The sequence below is a fragment of the Mesorhizobium sp. M7A.F.Ca.CA.002.15.2.1 genome, from assembly GCF_003998715.1.
In the GTDB taxonomy this organism is placed as follows: Bacteria; Pseudomonadota; Alphaproteobacteria; order Rhizobiales; family Rhizobiaceae; genus Mesorhizobium; species Mesorhizobium ciceri.
The window spans coordinates 1-12,639 of the sequence record NZ_RZPI01000074.1; the positions used below are offsets into that span (position 1 = coordinate 1).

Annotated in this window: 15 protein-coding genes and 1 riboswitch; of the genes, 8 read left to right on the plus strand and 7 right to left on the minus strand. The window is 64.2% G+C overall.

Annotated features, from left to right (window positions below; genetic code table 11):
* From ENZ74_RS07070 to ENZ74_RS07080, 3 genes are all read left to right on the plus strand, one after another.
* Positions 1-300, plus strand: a 300-nt coding sequence (locus ENZ74_RS07070; RefSeq protein WP_127312707.1) for an ATP-binding cassette domain-containing protein, incomplete at its 5' end; no start/stop codon positions are given.
* Positions 293-1,288 carry an ABC transporter permease gene (locus ENZ74_RS07075; RefSeq protein ID WP_013529399.1) on the plus strand — a complete coding sequence of 332 codons (996 nt, stop codon included), beginning with the start codon at positions 293-295 and terminating at the stop codon, positions 1,286-1,288. The genes ENZ74_RS07070 and ENZ74_RS07075, both read left to right, overlap by 8 nt.
* A 133-nt stretch (positions 1,289-1,421) precedes the next feature.
* On the plus strand, positions 1,422-2,147 hold the full coding sequence (locus ENZ74_RS07080) for a YdcF family protein (RefSeq protein ID WP_024503762.1): 726 nt from the start codon (positions 1,422-1,424) through the stop codon (positions 2,145-2,147).
* Here the strand turns inward: ENZ74_RS07080 and ENZ74_RS07085 are convergent, their stop codons facing one another.
* Both ENZ74_RS07085 and ENZ74_RS07090 read right to left on the minus strand, forming a co-directional pair.
* Positions 2,148-2,780: a pyridoxamine 5'-phosphate oxidase family protein gene (locus tag ENZ74_RS07085; protein ID WP_063169092.1), complete on the minus strand. Its 633-nt coding sequence runs from the start codon at positions 2,778-2,780 to the stop codon at positions 2,148-2,150.
* 24 nt (positions 2,781-2,804) lie between these two features.
* On the minus strand, positions 2,805-3,275 hold the full coding sequence (locus ENZ74_RS07090) for a DUF1348 family protein (protein WP_063169093.1): 471 nt from the start codon (positions 3,273-3,275) through the stop codon (positions 2,805-2,807).
* A 119-nt stretch (positions 3,276-3,394) separates the two neighbouring features.
* On the opposite strand from ENZ74_RS07090, the gene ENZ74_RS07095 reads away from it, so the two are divergent.
* Together ENZ74_RS07095 and ENZ74_RS07100 are read left to right on the plus strand one after the other, a co-directional pair.
* Positions 3,395-4,297: a LysR family transcriptional regulator gene (locus ENZ74_RS07095; RefSeq protein WP_063169094.1), complete on the plus strand. Its 903-nt coding sequence runs from the start codon at positions 3,395-3,397 to the stop codon at positions 4,295-4,297.
* Positions 4,298-4,416: 119 nt separating this feature from the next.
* On the plus strand, positions 4,417-5,301 hold the full coding sequence (locus tag ENZ74_RS07100) for a 1-acyl-sn-glycerol-3-phosphate acyltransferase (protein WP_245470936.1): 885 nt from the start codon (positions 4,417-4,419) through the stop codon (positions 5,299-5,301).
* On the opposite strand, the gene ENZ74_RS07105 is transcribed toward ENZ74_RS07100, so the two are convergent.
* From ENZ74_RS07105 to ENZ74_RS07115, 3 genes are all read right to left on the minus strand, one after another.
* Positions 5,243-5,869, minus strand: a complete 627-nt coding sequence (locus ENZ74_RS07105; RefSeq protein ID WP_063169095.1) for a LysE family translocator — start codon at positions 5,867-5,869, stop codon at positions 5,243-5,245. The two genes, ENZ74_RS07100 and ENZ74_RS07105, sit on opposite strands and share 59 nt — an antisense overlap.
* Positions 5,870-5,959: 90 nt before the next feature.
* Complete coding sequence (locus tag ENZ74_RS07110) at positions 5,960-6,907, minus strand: aldo/keto reductase (RefSeq protein WP_063169096.1); 948 nt, start codon at positions 6,905-6,907, stop codon at positions 5,960-5,962.
* A 120-nt stretch (positions 6,908-7,027) separates the two neighbouring features.
* Positions 7,028-7,549, minus strand: a complete 522-nt coding sequence (locus ENZ74_RS07115; protein ID WP_013529391.1) for a gamma-glutamylcyclotransferase — start codon at positions 7,547-7,549, stop codon at positions 7,028-7,030.
* A gap of 142 nt (positions 7,550-7,691) precedes the next feature.
* Between ENZ74_RS07115 and ENZ74_RS07120 the strand changes: the two genes are divergently transcribed.
* On the plus strand, positions 7,692-8,690 hold the full coding sequence (locus ENZ74_RS07120) for a DUF2125 domain-containing protein (RefSeq protein ID WP_063169097.1): 999 nt from the start codon (positions 7,692-7,694) through the stop codon (positions 8,688-8,690).
* Positions 8,691-8,697: 7 nt separating this feature from the next.
* Positions 8,698-9,621, plus strand: coding sequence for a sugar kinase (locus tag ENZ74_RS07125; RefSeq protein WP_063169098.1), 924 nt, complete (start codon positions 8,698-8,700; stop codon positions 9,619-9,621).
* Between the two features lie 7 nt (positions 9,622-9,628).
* Here the strand turns inward: ENZ74_RS07125 and ENZ74_RS07130 are convergent, their stop codons facing one another.
* Entirely contained in the window at positions 9,629-10,564 is a 936-nt protein-coding gene (locus ENZ74_RS07130) for a prephenate/arogenate dehydrogenase family protein (RefSeq protein WP_027162911.1), read from the minus strand.
* A 5-nt stretch (positions 10,565-10,569) separates the two neighbouring features.
* On the minus strand, positions 10,570-11,679 hold the full coding sequence (gene hisC / locus ENZ74_RS07135; protein WP_063169099.1) for a histidinol-phosphate transaminase: 1,110 nt from the start codon (positions 11,677-11,679) through the stop codon (positions 10,570-10,572).
* A 137-nt stretch (positions 11,680-11,816) separates the two neighbouring features.
* A riboswitch (SAM riboswitch) is annotated at positions 11,817-11,894 on the plus strand.
* A 114-nt stretch (positions 11,895-12,008) separates the two neighbouring features.
* On the opposite strand from hisC, the gene metX reads away from it, so the two are divergent.
* A partial coding sequence (metX, locus tag ENZ74_RS07140; protein WP_127312708.1) for a homoserine O-acetyltransferase occupies positions 12,009-12,639 on the plus strand: 631 nt, incomplete at its 3' end.

Below are 12,639 nucleotides of genomic sequence, written 5' to 3' on the forward strand. Positions count from 1 at the left end.
CTGTTGAAGTGGGTCGGGCTGGGCGAACGCATGCATGTGCTGCCGCCGGTTCTGTCCGGTGGCGAGAAGCAGCGCGCCGCGATCGCGCGGGCGCTGATCGAGCAGCCGGAAATCCTGCTCGCCGACGAACCGACCGGCAATGTCGATCCGCCGCTGGCGCGACGCCTGCTGCGGCTGTTCATCGAACTCAACCGTCTCGGCACCGCCGTGGTGATCGCCACCCACGATCTCGGCTTGATGGAGCAGGTCGACGCGCGCCGCATGATCCTGGCCGGGGGAAGGCTGGACATCTATGACTGAACTGTCCGCCGAACATTTTGTGGAAAGGGAGCAGGACGCCGAGGCGACCGAAGCAAAGCCGCGCGCCCAGCGCAGGATGGCGCCGATCGTGCCGGCGCAGAACATCGCCGGCCGGGCGCTGGTGCTGGTCATCGCCATCATGACCTTCCTGTCCTGCCTGACTTTCGGCGCGGTGACGCTGGTGCGCGACACAGCGTCCGTCTGGGAGAACCAGATTTCACGTGAGGCAACGATCCAGATCAAGCCGGTCGACGGCCTCGACATGGAAGCAGCCCTTACCCAGGCCTCGCAGATCGCCGGCGAATTCCCCGGCGTCAAGGCGACCCGGATCATCGACCGCGAGGCGACCGCGCGGCTCCTTGAGCCCTGGCTGGGCTCGGGCCTCAACATCGACGAATTGCCGGTGCCGCGACTGATCATCGTCACCATCGACGAGAACAGCCCGCCCGATTTCGCCGCCATACGCGCCGCGATCACCCCGAAACTGCCGAGCGCATCGCTCGACGATCACCGCACCTGGGTCGACCGGCTGGTGGCGATGGCCCGCACCACGGTGACCATCGGCATCGCCGTGCTGGCGCTGATGCTGTCGGCGACGGTGCTGACGGTGGTGTTCGCGACGCGCGGCGCCATGGCCGGCAACGGTCACATCATCGAAGTCCTGCATTTCGTCGGCGCCGAGGCACGCTTTATCGCGCGCGAATTCCGCCGGCATTTCCTGGTCACCGGCATGAAGGGAGCGGCGGCCGGCGGTGCCGCCGCAGTGCTCGTGTTCATCGTCTTTTCCTGGTGGTCGTCGCGCAATATGGCGACGCCGCAGGCCGACCAGGCGACCGCCCTGTTCGGCAATTTCGCCATCGGTTCGGCAGGCTATCTCGGTGTCGTCTTGATGGTGCTGGTGATCGGCGGACTGACGGCGGCAACCTCGCACGCCACCGTCGTTGCCTATCTCAGCGACATCGATGTCCGCCAACCGGATGCAGGCTAATTCATGTCGCCCAAAAGTGGGAACCGGTTTTGGGACAACGACATGGATAAAACAGGGTGATCACGAATAGAGAATTCGCGTAACGCAAAGTGCGTCTTTTACCTACCCAAGGCCGCATTTCAGGATTAACCATATGGCGATGGACGCGCGGGATTCGACCGGTACGGCTGGGCAGATGCCAGTGGTGGTTGCACGTTCGCATGACCGCCGCGCTGTGAGCCGTCTAAGAGCCACGCTGCGCCTGTCCGCCCTCTCCGTCCTCATCCTTGCAACTTTGTTTGCCGGCGGTTTCGGTTGGTTCGCCAACAAGGTCAGTCACCTGACGACGCCCGCCAATCCGGCCAGGGCAGACGCGATCATCGTCTTGACCGGCGGCCAGTCCCGCCTCGATGCCGCGATGGATCTGCTGGCGTCCGGCAAGGGCGAACGGCTGCTGATCAGCGGCGTGCATCCTTCGGCCAGCCGTCGCCAGCTGCAGGCGGCAACCGGCGGCGACAAGAATCTGTTCTCCTGTTGCGTCGACATCGACCGCGCCGCGCTCGACACGATCGGCAATGCCGAGGAAAGCGCCAAATGGGTCGAGAGCCACGCCTATGGCACGGTGATCCTCGTCACCAACAATTATCATATGCCGCGCAGCCTGCTGGAAATGGGCAGGCTGCTGCATGGCGCCAAGCTCGAGCCCTATCCGGTGGTCAATTCCAACCTCGACAATGGCGGCTGGCTGACCAAGCCGCGGGCATTGCGCGTGCTGTTCACCGAATACAACAAATATCTGCTTGCGCTGGCGCGCGGCATCGTGCCTGTCAAGCCGACGCCCAACGGCATCGCGCTGGCCGAAACCGCGGCCGGCGGCTGATTATTCCCCTGCGGCCGCGCCCGAATTTCCCCTGAGCCGTGCGATCTCCTGCTCAAGGCGTTCGATACGCTTGTCCCGCTCGCCGAGTGCCGCCGCGACGTCGGCTGCCTCGAACCGTTGTGGAATATGCTGCGGGCAATTGGCATCCCAGGCCGAGACCGTGAACAGGACGACCTGCTCGGCGCGCGCTCTGTAGCCTTGCGGCATCAGCTTCGCCATCAGTTCGGCATCGTTCTCGACGACGCGCGCGGTGCCCCAGAGCTTGATGCGCTGGCGGTGCATATAGTCGATCAGGAACAGGAACGCCCTTGGATTGTCGGCCAGATTGCCCTGCGTGATGAACTGCCGGTTGCCGGAAAAATCCGCGAAGCCGATCGTATGTTCATCCAGCACCTTGACGAAGCCGGCCGGCCCGCCGCGATGCTGGACATAGGGCTGCCCCTCGCGGTTGGCGGTCGACAGGAAGACGCTGGTCTGCATTTCGATGAAGGCGGCAAGGTCCGGGGTGATGCCGGCCTGCCAGCCGCCACGCTCCTCGACGCGGGCGTAGGACTGACGTGAGCCCTTGCGGGCCTGGATCGCCTTGACGGTCGGCGTGAAGGCGACGTCGCTGGTGAAAGCATGCGCGTTCATCGAAAGCTTCCTTGCGGCAAGATGCTAAAGTCCGAGCTCCGACAGTGTCGGGTGGTCGTCCGGCCGCCGGCCGAGCGGCCAGTGATACTTGCGATCTGCCTCGCTGATCGGCAGGTCGTTGATGCTGGCGATGCGCAGACGCATCAGCCCGTGTTCGTCGAATTCCCAGTTCTCGTTGCCGTAGCTGCGGAACCATGAACCGCTGTCGTCGTGCCATTCATAGGCGAAACGCACGGCGATGCGGTTGCCGTGGAAGGCCCAGACCTCCTTGATCAGCCGGTAGTCGAGCTCGCGGCTCCATTTGCGCGTCAGGAAGGCCTGGATGGCGTCGCGGCCTTGCAGGAATTCGGCGCGGTTGCGCCAGCGGCTGTCCTTTGTATAGGCGAGCGCGACCCGCGCTGGATCGCGTGAATTCCAGGCATCCTCGGCCATGCGCGCCTTCTGCGCTGCGGTCTCGGCGGTAAACGGCGGCAGCGGCGGGCGGGCTTCGGACATGGCAACTCCTGTGCGAGGCCATGCTGCAGGCAGGGCCGACAGACTGGAATATAAGCCTTCCATCATTCAAAGGCAGGTGGCATATTCGTAACTTGTCCTTCCATTTTTCGGAAGAAGCTATGGATCGTCTCGAGGCCATGTCGCTCTTTGTCGCCGCGGTGGACGCCGGCAGCCTTTCCGCGGCCAGCCGCCGTTTCGGCATTCCGCTGGCGACGGTCAGCCGCAAGATTTCCGATCTCGAGCGCCATCTGAACACACGCCTCCTGAATCGTTCGACGCGACGGCTGACACCGACCGATGCCGGCCAGGCCTATCTTGCCGCCTGCCGCCGCATCCTGGACGACGTCGGCGAGGCCGAACGCACGGCCGCCGGCGAATACAGTGTTCCGACCGGCGAACTGGCCATCACCGCGCCGGTCGTCTTTGGCCGCCTGCACGTGCTGCCGGTCGTCACCGGCTTTCTCGCCGCCTATCCCGACGTGGACATCCGCCTGACATTGGCCGATCGCATAACCCAGCTGGTCGAGGACCATTTCGATCTCGCCATCCGCATCGGCCGATTGCCCGATTCGAGCCTGGTCGCCATCGGCGTCGGCGCGATCCGCCGCGTCGTCTGCGCCAGCCCGGCCTATCTGGCCGAACACGGCACGCCAACGACCCCGGAGGATCTGGAAACACACGATTGCATCACCTTCGAGGGGCTCGCCTCCGCCGCCAGTTGGAGCTTCATCAAGGGCAAGGCCGAAATCCCGGTTCGGGTCCGCTCGCGGCTTCAGGTCAACACCGCCGAAGCGGCCATCGATGCCGCGATTGCCGGCGTCGGGCTGACGCGTGTGCTTTCCTACCAGATCGAAGCCGCGCTGCGGTCCGGCGCGCTGCGCGTCCTGCTGCAGGAATTCGAGCCGGCGCCATGGCCGGTAAGCCTGGTGCATGCGGGCCACGGCCTGCTGCCGGTCAAGCTGCGCGCCTTCCTCGATTTTGCCGCTCCGCGCCTGAAGGCGCGGCTGGCGCGGCTGATGTAGCGGAACCAGGCCAACCCATCGGTGGCCGTTCTTCGTCGCCACCCAAAGCGCCCTGCGGCCATTTCCTTTTTTCCCGCGCTTGGTGTAACCAACGCTCACCTCCTCACCGGGCTCCCCCAATGCTCTACATCAGATCGCTGACGTTCAATTTCGTCTTCTACGTCAACCTGATCGTCCAGATGATCCTCTGGACCCCCTACTATTTCCTGTCGCCCCGGCACCGCGCCTGGTTCGTGCCGAAATTCTGGTCGCGCACCTCGATGTGGCTTTACGAGAAGATCGCCGGAACGAAGAACGAGATCACCGGCCGGGAAAACCTGCCCGAAGGCTCCTTCATCCTGGCACCAAAGCATCAGTCGTTCTGGGACGCGATCGCCTTCTTCCCCTTCCTTCAGGACCCGCTCTACATCCTCAAGCGCGAGCTGACCTGGATCCCGTTCTTCGGCTGGTACATCATGAAGATGCGCATGATCCCGGTTCATCGCGGCAGCCGTTCGAAGGCACTGAAGGCCGTGGTCGCCGCGACCAAGGAAGAGATGGCGCGCAACCCTCGCCAGCTCATCATCTACCCCGAAGGGACAAGACGCGCGCCGGGCGACGAACCGGCCTACAAATACGGCATCGTCGAAATCTACACGCAGCTTGGTGTTCCGGTGGTGCCGGTTGCCCATGTCGCCGGCCTCTATTGGCCGCGCCGCAAATTCCTGCGCTATCCCGGCACCATCAAGGCGCGTTTCCTGCCGCCGATTCCACCGGGACTGAGCAAGGACGAATTCATGGCCCGGCTGATCGGCGAGACCGAAGCTGCCTGCGACCAGTTCCTGATGGATGCGGCGCGCGGCCCGAACCCGCCTGCCTTGCCGCCGACAGCGGTGAAAAGGCTGCAAGAGCTGGACAACGCCGAAAGAACCAAAGTCGGAACCGGAAGTCTCCGGCCGGCAGTTCTCAGCCGAACACCGCCAGCGCGGTGGTCAACACCAGCGTCACGGCAAAGATCAGATTGATGATCCGCGAGGCCGCCGGCCGGCGCAGGAAGCGCGCGAACCCAGCCCCCGCGACAAGCCACAGAGCGTGGATGGCAACGATCATCAGGGCGAGAACCGCCAGCTTCAGCCATAGACCAGGCTCAGTGGCGCCCTGTTTGGACGAAGCACCGGCGAACACGGCGGCGATCGCCACATAGGCCTTTGGATTGGCGACCGCGAGAAGAAATCCAGCCAGCCATGTGGGACGCGAAGTCTCGGCGGCGCGGGCGGCCAGCGGCGGCGCCGTAGCGATCTTGAAGGCGAGATAGAGGATGTAGGCCGCGGAGGCCAAAGCCAGCAACGGCGCCAGCTTCGGCATCGAGGTGAGCACTGCCATGACCCCGGTCGCGACAACCAAAAGCACGGCGATCGTGCCCAGGATGATTCCCCAGGCATAGCCCAGGGAATGGCGCAAACCGAAGGCGGCACCAACGGCGGTGACGCTTATCGTTGCCGGCCCCGGGCTGCCCATGACGACGGCGGAGGCAAGCACGAGCGCGCACAACTGGCGCCAAAGATCCGGCTGCAAAAGAAGCGGCTCAGTCATCTCACCCTCTGTCTTGCCCCGTGCGAAGGAGGCTATGGCAAGACAAGAGGGTCGTCTTGGACGTTCGTGCGAGGAGCGGCCGCCGAAACTTCAGTCGCTCGCCCTGTCGAGTTCGGCCATGTCGGCGGCGCTCAGCTTCAGCGACGCCGCCTTGATCAGGCTGTCCATCTGCTCGGGCTTGGTGGCGCTGGCTATCGGCGCGGTGACGCCCGGCCGAGCGATCACCCAGGCAAGCGCGACTTCCGCCTGCTTGGCCGAATGCCTTGATGACACCGCGTCGAGTGCCGCAAGGATGCGCATGCCGCGCCCATTGAGATAGTCCTTCACGCCGCCGCCACGCGGGCTTTGGCCGAGATCGGCCTCGCTGCGGTATTTGCCGCTGAGGAAACCTTTGGCCAGGCTGAAATAGGTGATGACGCCGATGTCCTCGGCCACGCACAGATCGCGCAACGGCCCGTCAAAGGATGAGCGATCGTAGAGATTGTATTCCGGCTGCAGCACCTCGTAGCGCGGCAGACTGCGCAGGCTCGCCACATCGAGTGCCGCACGCAACTGGCCGGCGTCGAGGTTAGAGCACCCGGCATAGCGAATCTTGCCCTTGGCGAGCAGCTTCTCGTAGGCGCCAAGCGTTTCCTCATAGGGCGTCGCAGGATCCGGCCAATGCGACAGATAGAGATCGATGAATTCGGTCTGCAGCCGCTTCAACGATGCGTCGACGGCCTTTTCGATGTAGGCGGCGGACAGGTCCTTGTGCCCCTGTCCCATATCCGAACCGACCTTGGTGATCACCACGACCTTGTCGCGATTGCCACGGTCTTTCATCCATTTACCGATGATGGTTTCCGATTCGCCGCCCTTGTGGCCTGGAACCCAGCGCGAATAGGCGTCCGCCGTATCGATGGCGTTGAGGCCGGCGCCGACGAAGCGGTCGAGCAGGTCGAACGAGGTTTTCTCGTCGGCAGTCCAGCCGAAGACGTTGCCGCCCAGAACCAGCGGCGCGATGGACAAGTCGGTGCGACCGAGACGACGTTTCTGCAAGGCGGATCTCCGGGATGATTGGGCGGGCAAATGGCGCCCGCGGTCTGAGGGTTGGAGCCTAACCTAGGTCTTGCCTGAACGAGGTCAAAGGCCTGACGGCCTTTTTCCGCAGAGCCAGCTTCACAAAGGCGCGACCTGCAGCGCCACCTCTTCCAGCCAATGATCGCGAATGCCCAGCGCCTCGAGATGCTCCAGCGTGCTCAGCACATAGTCCTCGTTGTTGCCGGACTGGCCGACCGCACCGCGCACCACGGCCGCCGCATCTGCAGCGTCGAGCGCTCCGGCATATTGCTCGTGCTGGCGGTCGACAATGTAAACCACCGCGTCGACCGTACCGCCGCCGTCGAGGCGAACCTTGAGCAGACGCTCCAGATAGACATTGGTGACCAGCTCGCGCTCGCGCAGATAGGCCATAACCTCGTCGCGCAAGTCGCCGGGGACGCGGAATGCGAGGCCGACGCAGGACCCGCCACGATCGAGGCCGAGCACCAGCCCCGGCCGCTCGCGCGTGCCGCGATGCACGAAGGAATAGACGCAGAGCGAGCGCCGGTAGCCATGCAGGCGGGCACGCTGTGTTTCGACATGCGCGAATCCCGGCCGCCAGATCAGCGAGCCATAGCCAAACACCCAAAAATCGCCCATATCGCCGCGCCTGATTGCAAAAGATGCCAACACCGCACCCGGACCGGTGTTTTTTCCGCCCGTCCCGTCTAACTATTCGTCTGTCCACCTGGCGGAATCGACTACCCGTCCGCAATACCCATGCGTTAACGAGAGCCAAAGCATGACGTCAAGTGACGAACGCCAGCCGAACAAACGTCGCCGCCTGATCTGGCTTGCAGCATTCATCGTCGTGCTGTTCGCCCTCTACAGCGGCGGCTGGTTCTATCTGGCTGACCGCGTCAGGAGCGAGGCCGACAAGGCGGTTGCCACGCTCAACAAGAATGGCGTCGAGGCCGGCTGCGCCAATCTCCAGGTCAGCGGCTATCCCTTGAGCTTTACCGTCTCCTGCGACAACCTCGCCTATGAGGACGATGCCAAGAACATTGCGGCCTCAGCCGGCAGTTTCAACGCAGCCGCCCAGATCATCCAGCCTCTGTCGCCGGTTGCCAATCTGCGCGGCCCGCTCAGGACCTCCGTGCCGGACATGGTGCCGCTGTGGATCGACTGGGACAATCTGCAGGCCAATTTCAAATTGTGGTGGCCGCTGCCGCGGCGGATTTCGCTGGAGGCAGAGGGCCTTTCCGGCCAGACCGATCCGGCCGACGATACCGATCCGGTGCAACTGTTCAGTGCCGGCAAGGCATCAGGTCAGTTGCAGCCCAACGGCGAGGATATCGACTATCTCGGCAGTTTCGGCGATCTCGAGGTCGACCCCGACGCACTTGGCGGGCGCGTGCTTCCGGCGCTCGATGCCAGCGGCGACGTGACATTGAAGAACGGCGTCGCACTGATCGGCACGCGGGTGAAGAGCCTTCGTGGCCAGGCGATCGAAATCCGCAACCTTGATCTGTCGTCGGGGACGGCGCGCATCACCGTTTCGGGACCGCTCTCGGTCGATGCCGAGGGCCTGGTCAACGCCGACCTGATGATCAGGTTGAAGGACCCGAAGGCGGTGGCGGCCATCCTCGGCACCGCCATACCCGAGCAGAAAAGCCAGATCGAGCAGGGTTTTTCTGCCCTGGCGGTGCTCGGCAACGAACCGTCCATGCCGCTGAAGGTGGTCAGGGGCAAGGCCTCGCTCGGCTTCATTCCGCTGGGCAAGATCAAGCCGGTCGAATAGCTCAGCCATGGCAAAACCCGTGAAGCTGCTGAGCGTTGGCGCTTTGACGCTGGACACCATCCTGCACGTCGAGACGCTGCCCATGCATCAGGGCAAGTTCATGGCCTCCGACGGCGTCCAGATCGCCTCGGGCATGGCCACCAGCGCCGCCTGCGCTGCCCATCGCCTGGGCGCCGAAGTATCGCTGTGGGCGAGTGCCGGCGACGATGCCGTCGCCGACCAGCTCATCGCCGGCATAGAGGCCGAAGGCGTCGATTGCACCTTCGTGCGGCGCGTCAGAGGTGCCCGCTCGGCGCTGGCCTCCATCCTGGTCGACGCGCATGGCGAGCGCATCATCGTGCCGTTCTATGACAGGCTTGCCCAGGCCGATCCCGACGTCCTGCCGGTCGCCGACCTCATGGCATTCGATGCCGTTCTGGTCGATGTCCGCTGGCCGGGTGCGGCGGCACTCGCCCTGAAGGCGGCGCGCGCCATCGGCCGTCCGGCGATCCTCGATGCCGACACCGCGCCGCTGGAGGTCCTTGAGCAGTTGTTGCCGCTCGCTACGCACATCATCGCTTCGGAGCCGGCAGCGCGCATCGTCTGCGGCCAGGCGCTCGATCCGAAAACGGCTTGCGCCGATCTCGCCAGCCGCAGCGACGCTTTTGTCGCAGTGACAGGCGGCGCGGCGGGCAGTTGGTGGCACGACCGTCGCGCTGGCTGCGTGCGCCATGTCGCGGCGCCGAAAATCAAGGCGGTCGACACGCTCGCCGCCGGCGATGTCTTTCACGGCGCCTTCGCCGTCGGGCTGGCGGAAGCCATGCCGGTCGAGCAGGCTTTGCGGTTTGCCAGTGCGGCCGCGGCGCTCAAATGCCTGCGCTTCGGCGGCAGGCTTGGCGCGCCGAACCGAGCCGAGACGCTGGCCATGGTTGCGCAGACCTGGCCTGCCTGAGACAGACCTAGCCCTTCGCGGGGTGCTCGACCGCCTGACGGCCGAAATCGGGAACGTCGATGTCCTGGCCGGCTTCGATGATCGAGCGGCGCACGGCGCGGGTGCGGGTGAACAGGTCGAAGAGTTTTTCGCCGTCGCCCCAGCGGATTGCGCGCTGCAGCGACGCCAGATCCTCCGAGAACCGCGCCAGCATTTCGAGGATGGCGTCCTTGTTGTGCAGACAGACATCCCGCCACATGGTCGGATCGGAGGCGGCAAGGCGGGTGAAGTCGCGGAAGCCGGAAGCCGAATATTTGATCACTTCGGATTTGGTCACCGACTGCAGATCATCGGCGGTGCCGACGATGTTGTAGGCGATGATGTGCGGCAGATGCGAGACGATGGCCAGCGTCATATCGTGATGCTGGGGATCCATCGTGTCGATGTTGGCGCCGCAGCGCCGCCAGAACTCCGACAGCCTCTCCAACGCGTCCGGGTCGGTGTCGGGCAGCGGCGTGAAGATGCACCAGCGATTGTCGAACAGGTCGGCGAAACCGGCGTCGGGGCCGGATTTTTCTGTGCCCGCCAGCGGGTGGCCGGGAATGAAATGGACACCTTCAGGCACATAAGGCTGCATTTGCGCAATGACAGACGCCTTGGTCGAGCCGACATCGGTGAGGATCGCGCCCGGCTTCAGCGCCGGCGCGATTTCCTCGGCAACCGTGCCGGACGAGCCGACCGGCACCGAAATGATGACCAGGTCGGCATCGCGGACAGCTTCTCTCGCATCGGTGCTATAGCTATCGCCCAGCCCAAGCTCCTCGGCCCGTGCCAGCGTCGCCGCACTGCGGGTCGAGATGGATACGTGGCGGGCGAGGCCCTCGCGGCGGATGACGCGGGCCAGCGACGAGCCGATCAGGCCGATGCCGACCAGCGCGATCTTTTCAAACATCGGTGATGTCATGGTTTCTAGCTTTTCAGGAATGTCGTGAGAGCGGCGACAACGCCGCGATTGGCCTGTTCGGTACCGACGGTCATGCGCAGCGCGTTGGGAAAGCCATAGCCCGAAACGCGCCGCAATATATAGCCGCGCGCCGTCAGATAGTCGTCCGCCGCCGCTGCCGAATGTTTCTGGTCCTCTGGAAAATGAATGAGGATGAAATTGCCGACGCTGGGCGTCACCCGCAATCCAAGCTTTGTGAATTCCTCACTCAGCCAGGCCAGCCAGGTCTCGTTGTGCGCCACGCTGCGCTCGACATGGGCGCGATCGCGAATGGCGGCGATGCCGGCCTCGATCGCCGTCGCATTGACGTTGAAGGGGCCGCGCACGCGGTTGATGGCGTCGACGATGTGCATCGGCCCGTACATCCAGCCGATCCGCGCCCCGCCAAGGCCGATCTTGGAGAAGGTCCGGGTCATCACCACGTTCTCTGCGCTGCCGACCAGTTCGATGCCGGCCTCATAGTCGTTGCGGCGGACATATTCGGCATAGGCCGCGTCGAGCACCAGAAGCACGTGCCTGGGCAGACCGGCATGCAGCCGCCGCACCTCCTGGAACGGCACATAAGTGCCGGTCGGGTTGTTGGGATTGGCGAGGAACACGATCTTGGTGCGCCGCGTGACGGCGGCCAGGATGGCGTCGATATCGGCGCGCTCGTCTGTTTCCTTGATCGTCACCGGAACGGCGCCCGCCGACTGGATGTAGATCTTGTAGACCATGAAGGCGTGTTCGGTGATGACGGCCTCGTCGCCGGGCGCCAGATAGGTCTGCGCCAGCAGGCCGAGGATCTCGTCGGAGCCGTTGGAGCAGATGATGTTCTGCGGGTTGAGGCCATGCACCTCGGCGATCGCTTCGCGCAGCCGCCTGGCGGTGCCGTCGGGATAGATGTCGAGCTTGCCGGCAATCTCGCGCGCGGCTTCGATCGCCTTCGGCGAGGGCCCGAGCGGGTTCTCGTTGGAGGACAGCTTGTGGACCTTGGCGACGCCGGCAGGCGCCGTGCTCTTGCCCGGCACATAGGCGTCTATGTCCATGATGCCCGCGCGCGGGGTTGGACGTGCCTGGTCCGGTGTCTGGCTCATGTCGCAAAATCCGTCGAGAACGCTTCCTGAGGGAAGCCGCAGCGGAAATACAAGCCGTGGCCTGCAATGTCGAGAGGCGACAGCCTCCCGCCCAAGGCAGGCCGTTGACGCCGGCGCGCCACAGCCCTAGAAGGGGAGCGAACTTCCGTGGTGATTTGGCCGGTCGGCTTGCAGCCACGTTAAACAACTTGCTAAAGGGCCGTTTGCATCCTGTAACCGGCTTTGCGACCGCAATGCCGGTTTTTTGTTGTCCGCGCCGGCCGGACACCCGTATCGGCATCGACTTTCGACGAGTGCGATGCGTGGGCTCAAAGTGTGAGATGGATGTCATGGCCGTTCTGCGTGCCCGCAAAACCAACAACGAGGTCGACCAACCGTCGAGCCCGGTTTTGCGTTTTGGATCCGACAAGCCGCTCAAGCTGGACGCCGGCACGCTGCTGTCACCGTTCCAGATCGCCTACCAGACCTATGGCACGCTGAACGATGCCCGCTCCAACGCCATCCTCGTCTGCCATGCGCTGACCGGAGACCAGCACGTCGCCAGCACCAATCCGGTGACCGGCAAGCCTGGCTGGTGGGAAGTGCTGATCGGCCCCGGCAAGATCATCGACACCAATCGTTTCTTCGTCATCTGCTCCAACGTCATCGGCGGTTGCCTTGGCTCCACCGGCCCGGCTTCGACCAATCCGGCCACCGGCAAGCCGTATGGGCTCGACCTGCCGATCATCACCATCCGCGACATGGTGCGGGCGCAGCAAATGCTGATCGACCATTTCGGCATCGAGAAACTGTTTTGCGTGCTCGGCGGCTCGATGGGCGGCATGCAGGTGCTGGAATGGGCGTCGAGCTATCCGGAGCGCGTCTTCTCGGCGCTGCCGATCGCCACCGGCGCGCGCCATTCCTCGCAGAACATCGCCTTTCATGAGGTTGGCCGGCAGGCTGTCATGGCCGATCCGGACT

Coding starts and splice junctions, on each gene's coding strand:
- ENZ74_RS07075 (WP_013529399.1), top strand. CDS start 293: ATGACTGAACTGTCCGCCGAACATTTTGTGGAAAGGGAGCAGGACGCC.
- ENZ74_RS07080 (WP_024503762.1), top strand. CDS start 1,422: ATGGCGATGGACGCGCGGGATTCGACCGGTACGGCTGGGCAGATGCCA.
- ENZ74_RS07085 (WP_063169092.1), bottom strand. CDS start 2,780: ATGAACGCGCATGCTTTCACCAGCGACGTCGCCTTCACGCCGACCGTC.
- ENZ74_RS07090 (WP_063169093.1), bottom strand. CDS start 3,275: ATGTCCGAAGCCCGCCCGCCGCTGCCGCCGTTTACCGCCGAGACCGCA.
- ENZ74_RS07095 (WP_063169094.1), top strand. CDS start 3,395: ATGGATCGTCTCGAGGCCATGTCGCTCTTTGTCGCCGCGGTGGACGCC.
- ENZ74_RS07100 (WP_245470936.1), top strand. CDS start 4,417: ATGCTCTACATCAGATCGCTGACGTTCAATTTCGTCTTCTACGTCAAC.
- ENZ74_RS07105 (WP_063169095.1), bottom strand. CDS start 5,869: ATGACTGAGCCGCTTCTTTTGCAGCCGGATCTTTGGCGCCAGTTGTGC.
- ENZ74_RS07115 (WP_013529391.1), bottom strand. CDS start 7,549: ATGGGCGATTTTTGGGTGTTTGGCTATGGCTCGCTGATCTGGCGGCCG.
- ENZ74_RS07120 (WP_063169097.1), top strand. CDS start 7,692: ATGACGTCAAGTGACGAACGCCAGCCGAACAAACGTCGCCGCCTGATC.
- ENZ74_RS07125 (WP_063169098.1), top strand. CDS start 8,698: ATGGCAAAACCCGTGAAGCTGCTGAGCGTTGGCGCTTTGACGCTGGAC.
- ENZ74_RS07130 (WP_027162911.1), bottom strand. CDS start 10,564: ATGACATCACCGATGTTTGAAAAGATCGCGCTGGTCGGCATCGGCCTG.
- hisC (WP_063169099.1), bottom strand. CDS start 11,679: ATGAGCCAGACACCGGACCAGGCACGTCCAACCCCGCGCGCGGGCATC.